Here is a 20,609-nt window from a genome sequence, read left to right as displayed (position 1 = left end):
TCCGCACCACCCGACAAGGAGTCCTGCCATGACCGGTACCGCCCGCACCGCGCACGACGAGACCCCCAGGGCCGCCCGGACCGTGCTGATCTCCGGTGCCTCCGTCGCGGGCCCGGCCCTCGCGCTCCTGCTGCACCGCTACGGCTTCACGGTCACCGTCGTCGAGCGGGCGCCCGAGCTGCGGGCCGGCGGCTACAAGGTGGACATCCGCGGCACGGCCGTCGAGGTCTGCCGCCGGATGGGGGTCTGGGACGAGATCGTCGCCGCCTCCACCGACATGGACGGCGGTTCCTACGTCGACGACGAGGGCCGCACGGTCGGCGAGCTGCCCGCCGAGATCTTCGGCGGCCGGGCCGGCCAGGACGACGAGATCATGCGCGGCGACCTCGCCCGGATCCTGTACGAGCGGACCCGTGACGACGTCGAGTACCTCTTCGGCGACTCGATCGCCGCGCTCCACGACCTGGGCGACGAGGGCGACGGAGTGGACGTCGACTTCGAGAGCGGGAGGCGCCGCCGCTTCGATCTCGTGGTCGGCGCGGACGGCCTGCACTCGAACACCCGCCGGCTGGTCTTCGGCGAGGAGCGGCGCTTCAAGCGCCACCTGGGCGCCTACATCTCCATCTTCACCGCCCCCAACCGCCTGGGCCTCACCCGCTGGGAGACCTACCACGCCCGCCCGCACAAGCTGGTCTCCGTCTACAGCGCGGCCGGCGAGAGCGCCCGCACGGCGAAGAACTGCTTCGTCTTCGCCTCACCCGCGGAGCTGAGCTACGACCACCGCGACAGCGCGGCGCAGAAGCGCCTGCTGGCCGAGGCGTTCGCGGGCGACGGGTGGGAGATCCCCGCCCTGATCGAGGACTCCGCGCACGCCGAGGACTTCTACTTCGACTCGATCGCCCTGATCGAGATGGACCGCTGGTCCAGCGGCAGGGTCGTCCTGCTCGGCGACGCGGCCCACTGCACCTCCCCCGCCTCCGGCCAGGGCACCGGCCTCGCCCTGACGGGCGCGTACGTCCTGGCGGGCGAGCTGGCGGCGGCGCGGGGCGACCACCGGGTGGCGTTCGCCGCGTACGAGCGCGAGATGCGCCCGGGCGTGGAGCTCAACCAGCGGTTCGCGGAGAAGTTCGCCAAGGAGATGACGGTCTCGTCCCGCCGGAAGATCGCACTGCGGATGTTCATGGTGCGCCTGCTGCCGAAGACCCCCTGGAAGAACCTCATCGCGAAGAAGATCCGCGAGGAGGTCCAGCGGGTGGCGCACGCGGTGCCGGTGAAGGACTACGGGCAGATCCGAGTCGACGCCCCCTCGCTTTGAACCAGTTCGAAACCCCTGTGTGGTGCGCGTGGGGCCACTGTTACGATCGCGCTCTCGGGTGGAGCGTGCCGCAGGGGGACAGGCCGGATCAGACGGCCTCGCCGGCCTCCACCCGCAGCCTGAGCATGCTTTTCCGGAGGGGGAACCACCACCGTGCAGCGTCACGAGCGCGTCCACGCGCGCAGAACACTCGCCATCGCCATCGCGACCGCCGTCACCGCCGGCCTGTGCGTCGCCACCATCGGCCCGGCCGCCGCCGACACCCCGACCGTGGACGAGACGGTGATCCCGGGTCCGGGCCGCTACCAGCCCCGCGACGAGGAGCTGCTCCACGCGGGCTCCACCGGCTACGCGCACCGGCAGGAAGGTGCCGGCACCGTCTGGACCGACTTCGCGACCGGGACGAACACCCCCATCGACGCCGACGGGGGCAACGGCCACTCGGGCCTGTCGGCCGCGCTGACCAAGGGCGCGGCGGGCGAACCGAACACCGTCACCGTCTCCGACCTGGCGAGCGGATCGCGGAAGGCGATCTCCATCCCGGCCGGGCAGATCTGGAGCCGGGCGTTCAACGCCGACACGGCGACCACGTACACCGAGGGCGCGGACGGCGCGGTGGCCTCCCTGAGCCTGTGGCAGGCGACCGCCGAGGGCACCACGGTGGAGCGGCCCGTCGCGGACCTGCCCGCGATCGCCGACCCCCGGGTCGTCGAGCAGGACTCCTGGGGCGCGCTCCTCGACGTCGGGGTGCCCGGGACCAACCAGTCCCGCCACTACCTGCTCGACTACGCCACCGCCACCCTCAAGCCGCTGCCGACCGCTTTCAGGACCGGGCTCTCCTACGTCCTGGGAGAGCGTCACATCGTGGCGCACGCGTCCTACGCGGACCAGCTGATCTCGGTGCCGCGTGCCGACCCCACGGCAGCCGCGGTCACCACCCCGCTGCCCCTGGCCACGGGCTCGGAGGGCCCCGGCGAGTTCTTCTCGGTCGTCGGCGACCGCCTGCTCTTCCAGCGCTCCCTCACCTACCCCGAGAACGGCTTCGAGCGGGGCAACACCCTGCGGTCGATCCCGGTCGGCGGCGGCACGGTCACCGATGTCCTCTACCGCGCGGACGAGTCGGCGCTGGTCGTCACGCCCGAGGGCGACGTCCTCGTCGCCGGCGGCACCCGCGCCACCGACTGGGCCCTGCACCGGATCACCGTCGGCGACGACGGCGCGGCGAAGGCGACCCTCGTCCGCAAGATTCCGGCCGTCCCGGCGACGATGCGCGGCCTGGCCCTCGGCGGCGGACGCGTGACCTACCTCGCCGACACCGAGGCGCACGGCATGAGCGGTCTGTACGACCTGGACACCAAGGGCGTCACGCCGCCCGTCCCGAAGCTGCGGATGAAGACGATCAATGCGGAGCAGGGCGTGGCCTCGCTCGGCGACGGCCAGTCGGTCTACTCGGAGGGCATGCAGCTCAGGTCCCCGATCACCACCGACTCGCTGCGCGGCGCCCAGCTCCCCACGACCGCCAAGGTGGTGGACGGCGCCGGCCGGTACGCGCTCGCCGAGAACGGCACCACGAAGTACGTCGCCGACCTGGAGAACCCCAACGTCAACCTGCCGGACGTGCCGTTCACCACGGACTCGGCCGCGGCGCTGTGGGACACCAAGGTCTGGAAGCCCGCCGCCACCGCGGGCCAGGTCAACTCCTACGACCTGAAGACGAAGGTCACTTCGGCCGCCCTCGACATCAAGTCCGGCTGCAAGCCCACCGAGCTCCAGGCCGTCGGCCGCTGGCTCTACTGGGCCTGCGGCGCCGACAAGGCCGGCGTCTGGGACCACCAGTTGAAGAAGAGCGTGGCCGTGCCCACCGGCGAGGCGCTGCTCGGCGACGGCTACGTCGTCCGTCACGAGGGCGACAAGCTCAGGCTCACCGACGCCGCCACCGGCGAGACCACCGACTTCGCCGACCTCCCGGCGTCCGCCTCCGGGTCGGGCCGCCGCGAGACGTGGACGGTCGACAAGTTCGGCGGCGGCGTCGCCTACCTCGACGCCGCGAAGGACATCCGGGTCCGCCAGGTCCCGGTGGCCGCGCAGCCGATGACCTCCCTGAGCTCCGTCGTGCCGGCGGAGCTGTCCTTCGGCAGCCTGATCGGCCTCGAACCGGAGACCGAGTGGGAGCCCGTGTGGCGCTTCTCCCGCAAGGTCGGCCCCTGGCGCCTCACGGTCAAGGACCGCAACGGCGTGGTCGTCCGCACCACGGGTGGCGACCGCGGCCAGGCAGCCGCCGTACGGGCGACCTGGAACGGCCAGGACACCCAGGGCCGCGCCGTGCTCGACGGCGACTACACCTGGTCGCTGGAGGTCCTCCCGCTGGGCGGGACCGCTCCCGCCGACCAGAAGACGCTGACCGGCACCGTGCGGGTCTCGGGCAGCTCGGCCACGACGCTTCCCGGCACGTACGTCCCCCTGACGCCGACCCGGATCATGGACACCCGCAGCGGCCTCGGCGCCCCGCAGGGCAAGCTCAACGCCGACGGCGTGACCCGGGTGAAGGTGACGGGCACGGCCGGCGTCCCGTCGACGACCGTCACCGCCGTCGTCCTGAACGTCACCGCGACCAACGCGACGGCGAGCAGCTTCGTCTCCGTGTACCCGAACACCATGCCGCGCACCGCGGCCTCGAACCTCAACTTCCCGGCCGGCCGGACCACCGCGAACCTGGTGACGGTCCCGGTCGTCAACGGCTACGTCGAGTTCTACAACAAGAACGGCGAGGTCGACCTGCTGGCGGACGTCGCCGGCTACTACACCGAGCGCTGGGGCGGCGGGCTGTACCAGCCGGTCACGCCGAAGCGCCTGATGGACACCCGGGACGGCACCGGCGTCCCGAAGGCCAGGGTCGGCGCGGGCGGCACGGTCACCCTGCCGGTCACCGAGCCGGGCGCGCAGGCCGTCGTGCTCAACGTCACCGCCACCGCCCCGACGGCGACCAGCTTCGTCTCGGTCTACCCGTACGGCACCGCGCGCGGCGCGTCGAACCTCAACTTCACCGCCGGCCGCACCGTCCCGAACCTCGTCGTCGTCCCGGTCAAGGACGGCAAGGTCACCTTCTACAACCACGCCGGCACCGTCGACCTGATCGCCGACGTCGCCGGCTACTACAAGGCCGCCGGCGGCTCCCGCTTGACCGGCATGCAGCCCAAGCGGCTCATGGACACGCGCTACGGCACGGGCGTCCCCGCGGGGAAGGTGGGCGCGGGCAAGACCGTGACGCTGGAGGTCGGCACGAAGTACACGGCCGTCGTCATGAACGTGACGGCGACCGGCCCGACGGCGACCAGCTTCGTCTCGGTCTACCCGTACGGCACCGCGCGCGGCGCGTCGAACCTCAACTTCACCGCCGGCCAGACCGTCCCCAACCTCGTCGTCGTCCCGGTCAAGGACGGCAAGGTCACCTTCTACAACCACGCCGGCACCGTCGACCTGATCGCCGACGTCGCCGGGTACTTCACCGGCTGAAGCCCTCGGCGGGAAGCGCCCGCACCGTGATCCGCCCCCGGGGCCGGGCCGTCCACCGCGACGACCCGGCCCCGGGGCGTTTCCCGAGCCCTTTGAACGAGTTCGAAAAGAACTTCCGGGGCCCTGGGGCCACTGTTACGATCACCACCTCGGGTGGGGTGTGCCGGAGGGGGCGGTGTGCGTGTCACGCCGCGTCGGCGCCCGCCCGTCGCCTGGAACAGGCATCCACGGAGGGGATTTTCCTTGAACGCACGCATACGCACGCGCCGGAAGAAAGCGCTCGCTCTCGCCACCGCCCTCGGCATCACGGCCGGGATGTGCGCCGCGACGGCGGGCACGGCGACCGCGGCCGCACCGGCCGCCGGCAACGCGACCGCCTCGGACGAGGTGGTCATCCCGGACCCGGGCCGCTTCCAGCCGCGGGGCGAGGAGCTGACGCAGGCCGGGAGCACCGGGTACGCCCACCGCCAGGAGGGCACGTCCGGGTACCTCTGGACGGACGCGGAGACCGGCGCCACCAAGCCGATCACCGAGGAGCAGGCCAAGGGCCACTCGGGCCTGTACGCGAAGGTCGAGGCGGACCCCGCGGTGTCGCTCGACCGCGTCACGGTCAGGGACGTCGCCACCGGGCAGGAGCGCCTCGCGCTGACGCTTCCCGCCGGTCGGGGCTTCAGCGGGGCCTTCACCACCGACACCGTGGTGACGACGACCCGCGACGACCAGCAGCGCCACACCGCGTTCCAGCTGCTCCAGGTCGTGGACGGCAAGACCGTCGAGCGCCCGGTGACGGGGCTGGAGGGGACGTTCGAGGAACTGCGGCTCGTCGGCCAGGACGCCGAGGGCGCGCTCTTCAGCACGTGGCAGGAGGGGCACCTCTCCGAGAACGGCTACTACCTCGACTACGCCACCGCGACCCTCTCCCCGTGGTCGGGGAGCGAAGGCGTCGGCATCCAGCTGGGCACCGACCACCTCGGGCGCTACCAGTACTTCGACAACCGGATGTCCACCGCCCCGCGCGCACATCCCGAGGCGAAGGTCGAGACGCAGCTCCCGACGCCCCAGGACGGCGCGACCTCGTTCGACTCGGTCGCGATCGTCGGCGACTGGATCGTTCTCGCCCAGGCCGTCCCGGAGCACCGGGAGTCCTTCGTCATCGGCGAGAAGCTCCAGGCCGTACGCATCGGCACCGGCGAGGTCGTGGAGCTCCTCCCGCACGCCACCACGAAGCTCACCGCGGCCCCCGACGGCAGCCTGCTCGTGGTCGGAGGCGAGAGCGCGACCGACTGGGCCGTGCGCCGCGTCGGCCTCTCCGCGAACGGCACCCCCCAGGTCACCACCGTACGGAAGGTGCCGCAGGTCCCCACGTACTACGCCGGACTGGCCCTCGGCGGCGGCCGGGTCAACTACCTGAGCACGAACGTCTCCGGCATCGACACGTTGGGCCTCCACGACGTCGACACCGACCTGTCGGCCACCCCGCCGACGGCGGGTACCCCGCGGCTGCGCGCCAGGGTCATCGCCCCGACGGCGCCGGGGCTGTTCGCGACGGGCGACGGTGACTCCGTGTACGCCGACGGGAAGCGCCTCTACGCCCGGATCGACGCCACGAGCTCCCGCACCGCCGAACTCCCGGTCTCCAACGCCCATGTGGTGGACGCGGCGGGCCGGTACGTGCTGGCCGAGAGCGGCACCACGAAGTACGTGGCCGACCTGGAGAACCACGACAGCAACGTCTCCGACGTGAAGCGCACGATCACCGACTCGGCCGCGGCCCTGTGGGACGCGAAGGTCTGGCAGCCCGCCGCCACCGAGGGCCAGGTCAGCTCGTACAACCTCAAGACGGGGACCACCTCCGCGCCGGTGGATCTCGGCTCCGGCTGCAAGCCCACCGAACTCCAGGCCGTCGGGCGCTGGTTGTACTGGGCCTGCGGCGCCGCCAAGGCGGGCGTCTACGACCACACGGAGAAGAAGAGCGTCGCTGTCCCCACGGGCGAGGCTCTGCTCGGTGACGGCTACGTCGTCCGCCACGTGGAGGACGAGCTCCAGCTGACGAACGCCCTCACCGGCCAGACCTCGCAGCTCGCCGATCTGCCGGCCGCCGAGATGGGTTCGGGCCGGCGCCAGAGCTGGACCGTGGACAAGTTCGGTTCCGGTGTCGCGTACGTCGACGCCGCACGGAACATCCACGTCAAGAAGGTCGCCGTGGCCGCCCAGCCGCTCGCCCCGCTCACGCACACCGTCGAGCCCCTCACCTTCGAGGGCGCCGGCGTGGAGCCGCAGGCCGCCACCTGGTCCCCCGTGTGGCGCTTCTCGAAGGCCGTGGGCTCGTGGGAGCTCCGCATCGCCAAGGGCAACGGCGAGGGCGTCCGTACGATCACCGGCACGCAGGGCTCCGGCGCGGCCGTCCGCGTGAAGTGGGACGGCAAGGACGCGCAGGGCCGCGGCGTGGAGTCCGGCCAGTACCGCTGGGAGCTGATCGCCCGTCCGCTGGACGGCACCGGCCCCGTGCACGGCTCCTCCGGCGCCTTCGACGTCAACGGCAGCTCGCTGACGACGGTGCCCGGCACGTACACGCCGGTGACCCCCACCCGCCTGATGGACACCCGTGACGGCACGGGCGTCCCGAAGGCCAAGGTCGGTCCCGGCGGCACGGTCAGCCTGCGGGTGGCCGGCAAGGCCGGCGTGCCCGCCGAGGGCGTCACGGCCGTGGTCCTCAACGTGACCGCGACCAACGCGACGGCGGACAGCTTCGTCTCCGTCTACCCGAACGACACCCGGCGCACCTCGGCCTCGAACCTCAACTTCAAGGCGGGGCGGACCGTCCCGAACCTGGTGACGGTGCCCGTGGTCAACGGCTACGTCGAGTTCTACAACAAGAGCGGTTCGGTCGACCTGCTGGCGGACGTCTCCGGCTACTACGCGGAGGGCACGGCCGGTTCGGAGTACCAGCCGGTCACGCCGAAGCGCCTGATGGACACCCGTGAGGGCACCGGCGTCCCGAAGGCCAAGGTCGGCGCGGGCGGCACCGTCACGCTGCCGGTCACCGAGCCCGGCGTGACCGCGGTCGCGCTGAACGTCACCGCGACGAACCCGACGGCGACGAGCTTCGTGTCGGTCTACCCGTACGGCACGGCGCGCGGCGCGTCGAACCTCAACTTCGTCGCCGGCCAGACCGTCCCCAACCTGGTGATCGTCCCGGTCAAGGACGGCAAGGTCACCTTCTACAACCACGCGGGCACCGTCGACCTGATCGCCGACGTCGCCGGCTACTACAAGGACGGCACCGGCTCCGTCTTCACCGGCATGCAGCCCAAGCGCGTGCTCGACACCCGCACCGGCACCGGCGTACCGGCCGGGAAGGTCGGCGCGGGCAAGACCGTGACGCTGGAGGTCGGCACGAAGTACACGGCCGTCGTCATGAACGTGACGGCGACCGAGCCGACCGCCGCGGGCTTCGTCTCGGTCTACCCGTACGGCACGACGCGCACGGCCTCGAACCTCAACTTCACCGCCGGCCAGACCGTCCCGAACCTGGTCGTCGTCCCCGTCAAGGACGGCAAGGTGACCTTCTACAACCACACCGGCACCGTCCACCTGATCGCCGACGTCGCCGGGTACTTCACCGGCTGACACCCCCACCGCACCACCGGGCCGCGGGGCCTCATGATGAACGCCATGAACGAGTCGCGTTTTCATGAGGCCCTGCGGTCCTTGCGTGTCTGGGACACCGCACTTCCGGAGTTCCGTCCCGCCGACGCCGCGGCCGATCCGCTCGACCTCTTCCACGCGTGGTTCACGGCCGCGGCCGAGGCAGGGGAGGTGGAGCCGCACGTGATGTCGCTGGCCACCGTCGACGAGGCGGGCCGCCCCGACGTGCGGATGCTGATGCTGCACGGCGCGGACGCGCGCGGCTGGCACTTCGCCTCGCACGCCACCAGCGCCAAGGGCCGTCAGCTCGCCGCCCGGCCCGAGGCGGCGCTCGGCTTCTACTGGCCGCGCGAGGGCCGCCAGGTCCGGGTACGGGGGCGGGTGACGACCGGGACGGCGGAGGAGGCGTACGCGGACCTGCACGCCCGCTCGACCGGGGCGCTGGCCTCCGCGCTGGTGGGGCGGCAGAGCGAGGTGCTGCCGTCGACGGAGGTGCTGGCCGAGGCGAGCGCCGCGGCCTGGGAGCGTGCGAAGGCGGATCCGGAGGCCGCCTCGGACACCTGGACGCTGTACGTCCTGGAGCCGGCCGAGGTCGAGTTCTTCCAGGGCGACGAGCGGCGCCGCCACGTCCGCCTGCGCTACCGCCGGGACGACGCGGCGGCCCCGTGGACGCGCGAGCTGCTCTGGCCCTGACCGGGGCGCGAGCGCACCATGAGAGGAGGAGGTGGAGCGACATGGGTACGTTCATGGATGTCCACCACGACATGGTGGGGATCACCGAGGAGCAGCTCCGGGAGGTCCACGCGGCCGACCTCGCCATCGAGAAGGACGAGGGCGTGCACTTCAAACAGGCGTGGGCCGACCCCGAGTCCGGCACGGTGTACTGCCTCTCCACCGGCCCTTCGGCCGCCGCGGTCCAGCGCGTCCACGCCCGCACCGGCCACGCCGCCGACGAGATCCACGAGGTGCCCCTCCAGGTGTGAGCCGTCCGCGGGGAGCGTCCCGCCGGGCTCCCGACGCCCCGCTCCCGGCCGGCGGGGCGCGCCGGTCCGCCTCCTCGCGCCCCGCCCGTCCACGGCGGGTGCCGGGCGCCGTGCCCGTCACCCCTCGCGCAGCTCGTGCCCCTCGTACATCGACTCCACCTCCCGTGCGAAGTCCCGCAGCACCGCGCCCCGCTTCAGCTTGAGCGAGGGCGTCAGATGGCCGCTGCTCTCGGTGAACTCCGTGGTCAGCACCCGGAACATCCGGATCGACTCCGCCCGCGACACCAGCCGGTTGGCCTCGTCGACCGCCCGCTGGAGGGCCGCGAGCAGCTCCTCGTCCCGTGCCAGCTCCCACAGCGCGATGTGGTCCTTCTTCCGCATCCGCCGCCAGTGGACCAGACCCTCGTGGTCGAGGGTGATCAGGGCGGTGATGTACGGGCGGTTGTCGCCCAGGACCATGCACTGGCCGACCAGCGGATGGGCGCGGAGCCAGTCCTCCAGCGGGGCCGGGGTGACGTTCTTGCCGGCCGAGGTGATCAGGATGTCCTTCTTGCGGCCGGTGATCCGCAGGTAGCCGTCCTCGTCGAGGGAGCCCAGGTCGCCGGTGGGGAACCAGCCCTCGTCCGTGTAGGGCAGCGCCACCCCGCGCTGGGAGTCCCAGTAGCCGGCGAACACGTGGCCGCCCTTGAGCCAGACCTCGCCGTCGGCGGCGATCCGGACCGCCGTACCGGGCAGCGGCCAGCCGACCGTGCCGGTGCGCGGGCGCTGCGGCGGGGTGACCGTGGAGGCGGCGGTCGTCTCGGTGAGCCCGTACCCCTCGTAGACCTCGACGCCGGCGCCCGCGAAGAACTCCGCCAGCCGCGCCCCGAGCGGCGAGCCGCCGCAGACCGCGTACCGGACCCGGCCGCCGAGCGCGGCCCTGATCCGCCGGTAGACGAGCGGGTCGTAGAGCGCCCTGGCCGCCCGCAGGGTGAGGGAGGGGTCGTCGGTGTGGCCGTAGCGGCGGGCGACCCGGGCCGCGCGGTCGAAGGAGGAGGTCCGGCCGAGCCGTTCGGCGGTGGCGCGGGCGTTGTTGTAGACCTTCTCCAGGACGTACGGGATGGCCACCAGGAACGTGGGCCGGAAGGCCGCCAGGTCGGTCAGCAGGTCGTCGCCGTCGATGGAGGGCGCGTGCCCGATCCGCACCCGCGCGCGGACGCAGCCGATCGCCACCATCCGGCCGAAGACGTGGGACAGCGGCAGGAACAGCAGGGTGGAGACGGGTTCCTTGCTGATCGTCTTGAAGACCGGGTGCAGCAGCTCCGTCGCGTTGTCCACCTCGGCGAAGAAGTTGGCGTGGGTGAGGGCGCAGCCCTTGGGCCGGCCGGTGGTGCCCGAGGTGTAGATCAGGGTGGCGAGGGTCTCGGGCGTGAGGAGTCCGCGGCGCACGGTCACCACCTGGTCGGGTACGCGGGCCCCGGCCTTGCGCAGGTGGTCGACGGCGCCCGCCTCGAAGACCCACAGGTGGGAGAGGCCGGGAAGCTGGCGCCGTTCGGTGGAGACCATCCTGGCCTGGGCCATGTCCTCGACGACGCAGGCGGCGGCCCCGGAGTCCTGCAGGATCCAGCGGGCCTGGAAGGCGGAGGACGTGGGGTAGACCGGGACGGTGATCAGTCCGGCGGCCCAGGCTGCGAAGTCGAGCAGGGTCCACTCGTAGGTGGTGCGCGCCATCAGGGCGATCCGGTCGCCGGGCCGCAGCCCCTCGGCGATCAACCCCTTGGCGACGGAGTGGACTTCGGCGGCGAAGGCGGAGGCGGTGACGTCCTCCCAGGTGCCGTCCTGCCGCTTGCGGCCGAAGACGACGGCGTCCGGGGCCTCGCGGGCGTTCCGGTACGGGACGTCGGCGAGCGAGCCTCGCTGCACCCGGGGAACGAGCGGTGGTACGGAGACCTCCCGCACCCTGCCGTCGACCAGCGTCTTGCTCGGCTCGACGGGCGGGATGCCTGCGGCGGGGGCGACGGACACGTGCGGCTCCTCGGTCGTCGAGATGAACTGAGGTCGTGCGTCGGTACGTGCTTCCCCGGGCGGGCGCGACGGCCGGGGCGGTGAAGTGGGTTGCCGATCAGGGGCGTTGCTCCCGAGCGGTGTCACGATACGGCCCCCGGGGCCGCCGGTTCGGCGACATCTCGACCCACCTCCTGACTCTCAAGTAACCTTACTTCTCGGTAAATCTAAGACCAGGCAGGGAGTCCGGACAATGGCCGACCGCCATCTGCACCTCACCGGCACGACGGCCGGCCGCTTCCTCACCCGGCGGCTCGGCCTGCCGCGGCCGGCCGAGCCGCGCCGCCGCCCGGCCTCGGGCGCGGTCAACGGCCAGGTGGTCCGCGTCTGCGGCCAGAGCCCGCTGGGAGCGTGAGCACCATGGGCACTCTCCTCCCGCTCGCCGCGGCCGCGGCCCGCTCCCCCTTCCGGAAGGTCCGCCCGGACGCCCGGCCGCCGAAGACCCGCGTCACCCTCGGCCCCCGGCCGATCGCACGGGACCACCTCGCCGCCTACGCGCGGATCTGCGGATTCCGGACCACCGGGCACCCCGACGAGGCCGGCGTGGCGGGCGGCCCCGGCCGTGCGGCCCCGCTGCCGCCGACGTATCCGCACGTCCTCGGCTTCCCGGCCGCGATGCGGCTGATGACGGCGCGGGACTTCCCGCTGCCGCTGCTGGGCCTGGTCCACACCTGGATCGCGCTCACCCGCCACGCCCCGCTCGGCGTGGACGACCGCCCCGAGATCACCGTCCACACCGAGTCCCTGTCGCCGCACCGCCGGGGCACCGAGGCCACCCTGGTGACCGAGGCCCGGCTGGACGGCGAGCTGGTCTGGGAGTCGCGCAGCGGCTACCTGGCCCGCCACCCACGACCCGGCGGCACCCCGGACGAGGAGCCGTCCCCGCGGCAGCCACCGCCGGCCGACCCGCTGCCCGAGACCGCGTCCTGGGACCTCGCGGCGGACCTGGGACGGCGGTACGGCTCCGTGTCCGGCGACCGCAACCCCATCCACCTCCACCCGCTCACCGCCCGCGCCTTCGGCTTCCCCCGGGCGATCGCGCACGGCATGTGGACCTTCGCCCGCTGCCTGGCCGAACTGGACCAGGACGGCGAACACCCTTACGCGCAGGCCGCGTTCAAAGCGCCTGTCCTGCTGCCCGGCACGGTCTCCTTCGCGACGGACGGGCAGGGCCGCTTCCAGCTCCGGCGCGGAGAGCGCCTGCATCTGACGGGCTTCAGCGGGGAGACCAGCGCTCGCTGTTCATGAGGTTGCCGAGGCCCGCCCAGGAGAAGTTCATCAGCGTCGCCGCCGCCTCCCAGGCGGTCATCCCCGGTGTCTCGTTGGCCCAGCCGGCCAACGACTCCGCCGCCCCGACCAGGGCCTGGGAGAGACCGGCCACGTCCCGCTCGGCCAGTTCCGGATCGCGGTGCGTCACGCGGTGGGTCTCCTTCGCCGCCGCGCCGATCACCGTCGTCACGTAGGCCACGATCTCGCCCCGCATCTGGGCGGCCTCACTGGCGAACGGCTCCCCGTGCGTCCTGGCCTGGCGGTTCAGCACCGCCCAGCCGTCGGGGTTCTCCGCCGTGTGCGTGAAGAAGGCCAGGAGTCCCGCCCACAGCTGCTGGTCGGCGGGCAGCCTCGGGTTGACCGCGGTCGCGACCGCGGCGAGCAGCGCCTTGGCCTCCCGCCGGATGCAGGCGGTGAAGAGGTCCTCCTTGGAGTTCAGGTACAGGTAGACCAACGGCTTGGACACGCCCGCGAGTTCGGCGATCTCGTCCATGGAGGCGGCCTGGTACCCCCGCTGTCCGAAGCACTGCACGGCGGCGTCCAGCATCTGCTTCTCGCGCACCGCCCGCGGCATGCGCTTCGCCTTCGCGGCGCCCACGTCGGACATCCTTCCGCTTCACCCCCACCTGTTCGTCCCGCCGAAGCCTACGTGGCCCTGGCGCCGGCGGACCCGGAGCGTCGGGCGGGCCCTCCCTTTCAGGCCGCCGGGTGCCCGGCGGCACGGCAGTCGGCGCAGTGCCCGTCCGGGTCGTGGCTGCGGAAGGCCCGCTCGCAGCCGTCGCAGGTCACGAGGGGTGCCGGCCCCGGCGGCGGAGGCGGCTCGGCGGGCAGCGGGGGCGGCAGATGCGTGGTGAGGCGGTACGCCAGGAACCGGGCCGGGTGGTGGATCGGCACGAACGCGGGCGGGAGGCTCACGGTCAGGGTGCGGGTGATCTGCGCGGGCGTCGCACCCCGCCCGAACCAGGTGTCGACGGCGGTCGCGAGACGTTCCACATCGCGGGCGGAGAGCAGCAGCCGAGGGTCGGCGAGCCGGAGCCGGGCGAGGAGTTCGGCGGCGGGCCCGACGGGGCGGCGGGGTGGCGCCGCGGGCCGCGGCGGGGCCGGTGGTGGCGGCGGCGGGGGTGGTGCGGGCCGCGCCTGGGTGCGGGGGCCGCGGGTCGGTCGCGGGGCGGGGTCCGGATCGGGATCGGAATCGTCGTCCGGGGCGGGATCGGGCCGCGGGCCCGGGTCCGGGTCCGGGTCCGGGTCCGGGTCCGGGTCACGATCAGGCTCGGGCTCGGGGGCGGCGCCCGGATTGTCGAACGCGAACGTACGGGTCGCGACCTTGCCTCGGCCCAGGTCGACCCGGGGGCGGGCCAGGTAGCCCGCCTCCTCCAGCTCGTTCATGGCCCGGCGGATGGCCCGCTCGCCCTCCCGGAAGCGGAGCGCGAGCGCCTTCCCGGTGACGGAGACCCCGTCGGGCAGCGACTGGATGTAGACGGCGAGACCGATCGCGGCGGCCGACAACTCGCCGTGCTGGGCGAGGTGGTTGCCGATGATCGTGTAGTTCTCGACGTGGCGGTGCCGGACGTGGATCACTCCGGAGCGTGGCGCGCCCTCGGGAAGCGTGAGTACGGCGGGATGCGCGGACGGGGCCGCGTTAGACTGCGGATCAGCCATCGGGAAGCGTCTCTTCCTGATCGGTAGGCCCTCGTCAGGATGCCAGTCCTGCCGGGGGCCGAGTTGCATATGCCAGTTGTTGCGGTGAACGTACCGCACCCGACCGGCCTGTCGACACCGCGTCACCCGATCGTGTGGCGAGGGCAGTTGGGGGGTCAGGGGGGGGGGTTGGGTAGGTACTTTCCCAGGTACTTTTTCTTTTAGAACGGCGAGCGACCGGAGCGCGAGAACACGCGCCCCGGTCGGCCGGTTCAGGAAGCCTTGAGATGCGCCACGAAGATCACCCATACGTGGTCGGCCAGGAGCAGCACGGGACCCTGCGGGTTCTTGCTGTCACGCACGGGGACGGTACGGGGGACGCCGTCAGCGACTTCGACGCAGTCGCCGCCCTGTCCGTTGCTGTAGGTGCTCGTGCGCCACGTGAGGCCGCTCAGGTCGGGACGGTCGACTCGCATGCTCGGTACTCCTCCACAACGGAACGGACGAGGGTCAGCGACTCGTCGGGGGCCAGGGCCTTCGCTTGCAGCAGATCGTAGGCGAGCGCGTATGCGGCCACCTCCTCCTGCGCCTCCACGAGTTCACCTGAGTGCGAGCTCTCCGTATAGGCCACGTCCGGACCACGCTCGAAGCTGAGAAGAGTCAGCGATCCGCCCATGACGGGGTGCTCGCCCGCGCCGAACGGCAGCACCTGCAGGACCACATGAGGCGTCCGCGCGAGGGCGAGCAGACGGTCCAGTTGATCGGCCATAACCTCCGCGCCGCCCACCGGGCGTCGCAGCACGGCCTCGTCCACGATGCACCAGAACAGCGGCGGGCTCTCTCGCTGTGCGATGACCTGACGCTCCAGCCGGGCCGAGACCAGCTTGTCGATCTCCCGGTCGGAGTCACGCGGGCGGCTCGTGCGCAGGAGCGCCCGCGCGTAGTTTTCCGTCTGCCAGAGACCGGGCACCGCCTGCGCCATGTACTTCAGCATCTTCACGGCCTTGGGCTCCAGCGCCATGTACCTCCGCGCCCAGTCCGGATACGGCGTCCGCCGCAGGTGCCCCCACAGGTCGACCAGGTCGCCCTCCGCGCCCAGGATCAGGTCCAGCCGGCCGTTCACGTCCTCCGGTGGGACCTCGTTGCCGAGTTCGAACTGGGCGATCCGGCTGTGGGCGATCGGGACCCGGTCGCCGAGCTGGCGTTGGGTGAGACCCGCGCGGCCCCGGAGCTTGCGCAGCTTCGTGCCGTACAGCGCGGCCAGCGACGCCGACGGGTCGAGTTCCTTCGGTGCGGGCACTGGCGTCCCCCGTTTTCGTTCCGCGACTGCGAAAACCGTTACCCCTGGTGATCGTAGCGACACGCATCCATGCTGGTCGGTGGAAGTCGCGGACAGGACGAGGAAGGGGTGCGGCCCATGGGAACGGCGGGACGCGAGACGGCGGTCGACGAGATCAGGGACGCCAGGGCGGCGCGGGACGAGTTACAGGCCGCGCTGGCGGCGGTGGACGTGCGGCTGCCGTCGCTCGGGCTCGATCTGGTGTCCCTGGCGAGCCCGCACCTGCCGCCGCTGGTCGACCTGGGGCGCTGCCGTCCCGACGTCGCGCGCCGGCTGGCGTCGATCCTCAGGCGGGCCGCGACGCAGTGATGCCCGGGACCCCGTGCGGGGTCCCGGGCATCATCGCGGACGGGTGAGGCGCGTGCGCCTTACGCGGCGACGACCAGCGGCTCGCGCTCGTCGACCGGGGAGGACGACGCGTTGTCGTACTCGTCCAGGTTCAGGATCTTCTCGCGGGCCGAGACGAGGACCGGGACGAGCGCCTGGCCGGCGACGTTGGTGGCGGTGCGGACCATGTCGAGGATCGGGTCGATCGCCATCAGCAGGCCGACGCCCTCCAGCGGGAGGCCCAGGGTCGACAGGGTCAGCGTCAGCATGACCGTCGCGCCGGTCAGTCCGGCCGTGGCGGCCGAGCCGATGACGGACACGAAGGCGATCAGCAGGTAGTCGCCGATGCCGAGCTGCACGTCGAAGATCTGCGCGATGAAGATCGCGGCGAGCGCCGGGTAGATCGCGGCGCAGCCGTCCATCTTGGTGGTGGCGCCGAACGGGACGGCGAAGGAGGCGTACTCCTTCGGGACGCCGAGGCGCTCGGTGACCTTCTGGGTGACCGGCATGGTGCCGACGGACGAGCGGGAGACGAAGGCCAGCTGGATGGCCGGCCAGGCGCCCTTGAAGAACTGGATCGGGTTGACCTTGGCGACCGTGGCGAGCAGCAGCGGGTAGACGCCGAAGAGGACCAGGGCGCAGCCGATGTAGACGTCGGCGGTGAAGGTCGCGTACTTGCCGATCAGGTCCCAGCCGTAGTCGGCGATGGCGTATCCGATGAGGCCGACGGTGCCGAGCGGGGCGAGCCGGATGACCCACCACAGGGCCTTCTGGAGCAGCTCCAGGACGGACTCGGAGAGCGTGAGGATCGGCTGGGCCTTCTCGCCGAGCTTGAGGGCGGCGATGCCGGCGACGGCGGCCATGAAGACGATCTGGAGGACGTTCAGCTCGGTGAAGGGCGTGATGACGTCCGTCGGGATGATGCCGGTCAGGAAGTCGAGCCAGGAGCCGGCGTGCTCGGGGGCCTTGCCGTCCTTCGGGGTGAGGCCGGTGCCGGCGCCCGGGTTGGTGACCAGGCCGATCGCGAGGCCGATGGCGACGGCGATCAGCGAGGTGATCATGAACCAGAGCAGGGTGCGGGAGGCGAGCCGGGCGGCGTTGTTCACCTTCCGCAGGTTGGTGATCGAGACCAGGATCGCGAAGAAGACCAGCGGGGCGACGGCCAGCTTCAGCAGCTGGACGAAGATGTGGCCGACCTTGTCCAGGGTGGTGTACAGCCACTGGACGTCGTAGGTGCGGGTCACCCAGCCGAGGACGACGCCGAGGACCAGACCGGCGACGATCTGGGCCCAGAAGGGAACCTTCGGTATGCGGGGGGAGGCCTTGGGCTCGGTCTCCTGCGTGGACGCGGACGCGGACACAGACACACTCCACAGGTGCGTATCGGGGGAATACGGGAACGGGGGTGCGGCACACACGCGCTGAGGCGGTGCCGCTGCATGATGCCGGGGTCAGAGCTCGCGGCAACAGACCGCGGACATACAGCGGCACAGATCGACATGCAGGCGCGCCACGAGCAGGGTGCTCACGGCATCGGAGAGGCGCACAGCTGTCTTCATGGCGAACACGTTAACACTTGAACTTTGAGAACCTCAAAGCCATTCTTTGGGATAGCCCAGGACACCAAGGGCCTCCGAAACGCAGAAAGCCCCGGTCAGGAGCCTTCGAAGCTCCGACCGGGGCGTTGCGCGTGTGAGGAACCTTACGCGGCCTTTACATCGCGTCCACCGTTCCCGCGCTTTCGGCGACGCGCCCTACAGCGCGTCCTCCTGGGAACGGTTCGACTCCAGGCGGTCCTTCGCCCGGTCGACCTTGGCCACGATCTGCTCGGACATCGCGTCCCGCTGCTTGCGCAGCAGCACGAAGCTGAGCGGCGCGGAGATGACGATGGACAGCATGAGGACCCACAGCAGGTTGGAGTCGCCGAGGCCGCGCGGCAGCACGCCGAAGTAGACGAGACCCCACAGCACCAGGAAGCAGCCGGCGAACACGCCGAGACGCATCAGGGTGTACCGGAGGGTGGCTGCACCCGTCCTGTTCTCGGACACGACGGCCCCTTTCTCCTTCACTGGTTTGCCCGACAAGTGAAGCACGTGGCGAATCGGATCAATCCAGCGGGAGCAGCATCACGATGTCGTCGCGGTCGTCGCCCTCCGCCACCCGGATCGCGCCGGGCACCCGTCCGACCTCCTTGTAGCCGCAGGAGGCGTAGAAGTGCTCGACGCCCGTGCCGCCGCGGCAGGTGAGCCGGATCGCCTCGATCCCGTCGAAGCCGCGGACCTCGCGCTCGACGGCGGCCATCAGGTCGCGCCCGTACCCCTTGCCCTGATGGGAGGGGTGGACCATGACGGTGTAGAGCCACACCCAGTGGAGCATCAGCCGGTGCGTGTTGGCGGCGACGAAGGTGGTGGCGGCGACGGTGCCGTCCTCGTCGAACCCGACGACCAGCCGCATCCGCCCCTCGGTCATCGCGACCAGGTGCTTGACCAGTTCGGGCCGCACCTCCTCGACGTCGACGGGCGGCACGAAGCCGACGGCACCGCCCGCGTCGGAGACGTCCACCCACAGGCGCAGGATGCCGTCCCGCAGGGCTGGCGTGACGGGCGGGTCGAGCTGAAAGGTAAGCGGCATAGCGGAAGGGTAGCCATTACAAGAGTGGTACTCAACCGCTGTCCGGACGGCGGACGGCCGCGGCGCGCACCAGGCGCACCGCGGCCGTCGGGGCACAGCGGGAGAGCGACGAGGGGTCAGACCCGCATGGGCTGCGGCGACTCACGGCGCCCGGCGTCCGGACCCGGGTACTCGCGGATGATCTCGTACCGCGTGTTCCGCTCGACCGGGCGGAAGCCGGCGTCCCGGATGAGCTCCAGGAGGTCGTCCCGGGTGAGCTTGTTCGGGGTGCCGTAGTTGTCGGCGTCGTGCGTGATCTTGTACTCGACGACCGAGCCGTCCATGTCGTCCGCGCCGTGCTGCAGCGCCAGCTGGGCGGTCTGGACGCCGTGCATGACCCAGAAGACCTTGACGTGCGGCACGTTGTCGAAGAGCAGCCGCGAGACCGCGAAGGTCTTCAGCGCCTCCGCGCCGGTCGCCATGGTCGTGCGCGCCTGGAGCTTGTTGCGGACCTTGCCGTCCTGCATGTCGACGAAGTCGTGCTGGTAGCGCAGCGGGATGAAGACCTGGAAGCCACCCGTCTCGTCCTGGAGCTCACGCAGCCTCAGCACGTGGTCCACGCGGTGACGGGGCTCCTCGATGTGCCCGTAGAGCATGGTCGAAGGGGTCTTGAGGCCCTTCTCGTGCGCCAGGCGGTGGATCCGGGACCAGTCCTCCCAGTGGGTGCGGTGGTCCACGATGTGCTGGCGGACCTCCCAGTCGAAGATCTCGGCGCCGCCGCCGGTCAGCGACTCCAGACCGGCCTCGATCAGCTCGTCGAGGATGTCGGAGGCCGACATCCCGGAGATCGTCTCGAAGTGGTGGATCTCGGTGGCCGTGAACGCCTTCAGCGAGACGTCCGGCAGCGCCTTCTTCAGCTCGGAGAGCGAGCGCGGGTAGTAGCGCCACGGCAGGTTGGGGTGGAGCCCGTTGACGATGTGCAGCTCGGTGAGGTTCTCGCCCTCCATCGCCTTGGCGAGGCGGACGGCTTCCTCGATGCGCATCGTGTACGCGTCCTTCTCGCCCGGCTTCCGCTGGAACGAGCAGTACGCGCACGACGCGGTGCACACGTTCGTCATGTTGAGATGGCGGTTGACGTTGAAGTGGACGACGTCACCGTTCTTGCGGGTCCTGACCTCGTGGGCCATTCCGCCGAGCCAGGCAAGGTCGTCGGACTCGTACAGCGCGATGCCGTCCTCACGGCTCAGCCGCTCACCGGCGAGCACCTTCTGCTCCAGCTCGCGCTTGAGTCCCGCGTCCATGCGGCCGCCTCCCATGAGATTCCGTAAAACAGGCTCCACCAACCGTACTCCCCGCCCTGGTGGCGGTACGTACCCCCCGGACCGCTACGCCTCCTGCTCTCCCGGCAGCTCGCCGACGCGGTTCTCCCACTTGGTGGAGAGCACGACGGTGGTCCGGGTGCGGGAGACCCCCTTCGTCCCGCTCAGCCGGCGGATCGTCTTCTCCAGGCCGTCGACGTCGTTCACCCGCACCTTGAGCATGAACGAGTCGTCACCCGCGATGAACCAGCAGTCCTCGATCTCGGCGAGGTCCTTCAGCCGGCGCGCCACGTCCTCGTGGTCGGCCGCGTCGGACAGCGAGATGCCGATGAGGGCGGTGGCGCCGAGGCCGAGCGAGGCGGCGTCGACGGTGGCGCGGTAGCCGGTGATGACCCCCGCGGCCTCCAGACGGTTGATGCGGTCGGTCACGGAGGGGCCGGAGAGCCCGACGAGCCGGCCGAGTTCGGCGTACGACGCTCTGCCGTTCTCGCGCAGAGCCTGGATGAGCTGCCTGTCCACGGCGTCCATAGGTATGAAGCCTTCCATTGTCCAGCGATACCGCGAGTTTAGGTATAGAATCTAAGGTACACAGGGGCGACACCCTG

The 20,609-nt window shown here is 71.5% G+C and carries 18 protein-coding genes; 8 read left to right on the top strand and 10 right to left on the bottom strand.

Annotated features, from left to right (window positions below):
• Positions 1-28 precede the first annotated feature (28 nt).
• The 5 genes from ACE1OA_RS19860 (at position 29) to ACE1OA_RS19840 (ending at position 9,459) form a co-directional block, all read left to right on the top strand.
• The gene (locus ACE1OA_RS19860; protein ID WP_384874045.1) at positions 29-1,315 is read left to right on the top strand and encodes an FAD-dependent monooxygenase; all 1,287 of its coding nucleotides are present in this window, start codon (positions 29-31) and stop codon (positions 1,313-1,315) included.
• A gap of 153 nt (positions 1,316-1,468) precedes the next feature.
• Positions 1,469-4,828, top strand: coding sequence for a hypothetical protein (locus tag ACE1OA_RS19855; protein ID WP_432753144.1), 3,360 nt, complete (start codon positions 1,469-1,471; stop codon positions 4,826-4,828).
• Between the two features lie 243 nt (positions 4,829-5,071).
• The gene (locus ACE1OA_RS19850; protein WP_432753143.1) at positions 5,072-8,458 is read left to right on the top strand and encodes a FlgD immunoglobulin-like domain containing protein; all 3,387 of its coding nucleotides are present in this window, start codon (positions 5,072-5,074) and stop codon (positions 8,456-8,458) included.
• A gap of 45 nt (positions 8,459-8,503) precedes the next feature.
• On the top strand, positions 8,504-9,169 hold the full coding sequence (locus tag ACE1OA_RS19845; protein WP_432753142.1) for a pyridoxine/pyridoxamine 5'-phosphate oxidase: 666 nt from the start codon (positions 8,504-8,506) through the stop codon (positions 9,167-9,169).
• A 41-nt stretch (positions 9,170-9,210) separates the two neighbouring features.
• On the top strand, positions 9,211-9,459 hold the full coding sequence (locus tag ACE1OA_RS19840; protein ID WP_356602769.1) for an SCO4226 family nickel-binding protein: 249 nt from the start codon (positions 9,211-9,213) through the stop codon (positions 9,457-9,459).
• Between the two features lie 117 nt (positions 9,460-9,576).
• On the opposite strand, the gene ACE1OA_RS19835 is transcribed toward ACE1OA_RS19840, so the two are convergent.
• Positions 9,577-11,487 (bottom strand): AMP-dependent synthetase/ligase, encoded by a 1,911-nt coding sequence (locus ACE1OA_RS19835; protein WP_432754078.1) that lies wholly within the window; start codon positions 11,485-11,487, stop codon positions 9,577-9,579.
• Between the two features lie 208 nt (positions 11,488-11,695).
• On the opposite strand from ACE1OA_RS19835, the gene ACE1OA_RS19830 reads away from it, so the two are divergent.
• Positions 11,696-11,857, top strand: coding sequence for a hypothetical protein (locus ACE1OA_RS19830; RefSeq protein ID WP_384874117.1), 162 nt, complete (start codon positions 11,696-11,698; stop codon positions 11,855-11,857).
• A 5-nt stretch (positions 11,858-11,862) separates the two neighbouring features.
• Positions 11,863-12,750 carry a MaoC/PaaZ C-terminal domain-containing protein gene (locus ACE1OA_RS19825; protein WP_386540224.1) on the top strand — a complete coding sequence of 296 codons (888 nt, stop codon included), beginning with the start codon at positions 11,863-11,865 and terminating at the stop codon, positions 12,748-12,750.
• Here ACE1OA_RS19825 and ACE1OA_RS19820 read toward each other — a convergent pair.
• The 4 genes from ACE1OA_RS19820 to ACE1OA_RS19805 all read right to left on the bottom strand — a co-directional run bounded on the left by ACE1OA_RS19820 (position 12,719) and on the right by ACE1OA_RS19805 (position 15,709).
• Positions 12,719-13,369 carry a TetR/AcrR family transcriptional regulator gene (locus tag ACE1OA_RS19820; protein WP_356602763.1) on the bottom strand — a complete coding sequence of 217 codons (651 nt, stop codon included), beginning with the start codon at positions 13,367-13,369 and terminating at the stop codon, positions 12,719-12,721. The two genes, ACE1OA_RS19825 and ACE1OA_RS19820, sit on opposite strands and share 32 nt — an antisense overlap.
• Before the next feature lie 98 nt (positions 13,370-13,467).
• A complete protein-coding gene (locus tag ACE1OA_RS19815) occupies positions 13,468-14,430 on the bottom strand; it encodes a hypothetical protein (protein WP_386540222.1) in 963 nt (320 codons plus the stop codon).
• Positions 14,431-14,681: 251 nt separating this feature from the next.
• Entirely contained in the window at positions 14,682-14,885 is a 204-nt protein-coding gene (locus tag ACE1OA_RS19810; protein ID WP_384874063.1) for a DUF397 domain-containing protein, read from the bottom strand.
• The gene (locus tag ACE1OA_RS19805) at positions 14,861-15,709 is read right to left on the bottom strand and encodes a helix-turn-helix domain-containing protein (protein WP_432753141.1); all 849 of its coding nucleotides are present in this window, start codon (positions 15,707-15,709) and stop codon (positions 14,861-14,863) included. Before ACE1OA_RS19805 ends, ACE1OA_RS19810 begins: the two co-directional genes overlap by 25 nt.
• Positions 15,710-15,826: 117 nt before the next feature.
• On the opposite strand from ACE1OA_RS19805, the gene ACE1OA_RS19800 reads away from it, so the two are divergent.
• On the top strand, positions 15,827-16,057 hold the full coding sequence (locus ACE1OA_RS19800; protein WP_356602755.1) for a hypothetical protein: 231 nt from the start codon (positions 15,827-15,829) through the stop codon (positions 16,055-16,057).
• Between the two features lie 59 nt (positions 16,058-16,116).
• Here the strand turns inward: ACE1OA_RS19800 and ACE1OA_RS19795 are convergent, their stop codons facing one another.
• The 5 genes from ACE1OA_RS19795 to ACE1OA_RS19775 all read right to left on the bottom strand — a co-directional run bounded on the left by ACE1OA_RS19795 (position 16,117) and on the right by ACE1OA_RS19775 (position 20,532).
• A complete protein-coding gene (locus ACE1OA_RS19795; RefSeq protein WP_356602753.1) occupies positions 16,117-17,436 on the bottom strand; it encodes a dicarboxylate/amino acid:cation symporter in 1,320 nt (439 codons plus the stop codon).
• 393 nt (positions 17,437-17,829) lie between these two features.
• Positions 17,830-18,123: a DUF4229 domain-containing protein gene (locus tag ACE1OA_RS19790; protein ID WP_356602751.1), complete on the bottom strand. Its 294-nt coding sequence runs from the start codon at positions 18,121-18,123 to the stop codon at positions 17,830-17,832.
• Positions 18,124-18,181: 58 nt separating this feature from the next.
• Complete coding sequence (locus tag ACE1OA_RS19785; protein WP_356602749.1) at positions 18,182-18,706, bottom strand: GNAT family N-acetyltransferase; 525 nt, start codon at positions 18,704-18,706, stop codon at positions 18,182-18,184.
• Positions 18,707-18,822: 116 nt separating this feature from the next.
• Positions 18,823-19,986 carry an aminofutalosine synthase MqnE gene (gene mqnE / locus ACE1OA_RS19780; protein WP_147979139.1) on the bottom strand — a complete coding sequence of 388 codons (1,164 nt, stop codon included), beginning with the start codon at positions 19,984-19,986 and terminating at the stop codon, positions 18,823-18,825.
• A gap of 84 nt (positions 19,987-20,070) precedes the next feature.
• The gene (locus ACE1OA_RS19775; RefSeq protein ID WP_147979138.1) at positions 20,071-20,532 is read right to left on the bottom strand and encodes an Lrp/AsnC family transcriptional regulator; all 462 of its coding nucleotides are present in this window, start codon (positions 20,530-20,532) and stop codon (positions 20,071-20,073) included.
• Positions 20,533-20,609 lie beyond the last annotated feature (77 nt).

The organism is Streptomyces sp. JL2001, from assembly GCF_050917515.1.
In the GTDB taxonomy this organism is placed as follows: domain Bacteria; phylum Actinomycetota; class Actinomycetes; order Streptomycetales; family Streptomycetaceae; genus Streptomyces.
The sequence above is the reverse complement of the archived record's forward strand: the minus strand, read 5'-3'. Positions and strand labels throughout refer to the sequence as shown.

Excerpts from the sequence above, each read along its gene's own strand:
- ACE1OA_RS19840 (WP_356602769.1), top strand. The coding sequence starts at position 9,211 with ATGGGTACGTTCATGGATGTCCACCACGACATGGTGGGGATCACCGAG.
- ACE1OA_RS19830 (WP_384874117.1), top strand. The coding sequence starts at position 11,696 with ATGGCCGACCGCCATCTGCACCTCACCGGCACGACGGCCGGCCGCTTC.
- ACE1OA_RS19785 (WP_356602749.1), bottom strand. The coding sequence starts at position 18,706 with ATGCCGCTTACCTTTCAGCTCGACCCGCCCGTCACGCCAGCCCTGCGG.
- ACE1OA_RS19860 (WP_384874045.1), top strand. The coding sequence starts at position 29 with ATGACCGGTACCGCCCGCACCGCGCACGACGAGACCCCCAGGGCCGCC.
- ACE1OA_RS19845 (WP_432753142.1), top strand. The coding sequence starts at position 8,504 with ATGAACGAGTCGCGTTTTCATGAGGCCCTGCGGTCCTTGCGTGTCTGG.
- ACE1OA_RS19815 (WP_386540222.1), bottom strand. The coding sequence starts at position 14,430 with ATGGCTGATCCGCAGTCTAACGCGGCCCCGTCCGCGCATCCCGCCGTA.
- ACE1OA_RS19810 (WP_384874063.1), bottom strand. The coding sequence starts at position 14,885 with ATGCGAGTCGACCGTCCCGACCTGAGCGGCCTCACGTGGCGCACGAGC.
- ACE1OA_RS19775 (WP_147979138.1), bottom strand. The coding sequence starts at position 20,532 with ATGGACGCCGTGGACAGGCAGCTCATCCAGGCTCTGCGCGAGAACGGC.
- ACE1OA_RS19825 (WP_386540224.1), top strand. The coding sequence starts at position 11,863 with ATGGGCACTCTCCTCCCGCTCGCCGCGGCCGCGGCCCGCTCCCCCTTC.
- ACE1OA_RS19800 (WP_356602755.1), top strand. The coding sequence starts at position 15,827 with ATGGGAACGGCGGGACGCGAGACGGCGGTCGACGAGATCAGGGACGCC.
- mqnE (WP_147979139.1), bottom strand. The coding sequence starts at position 19,986 with ATGGACGCGGGACTCAAGCGCGAGCTGGAGCAGAAGGTGCTCGCCGGT.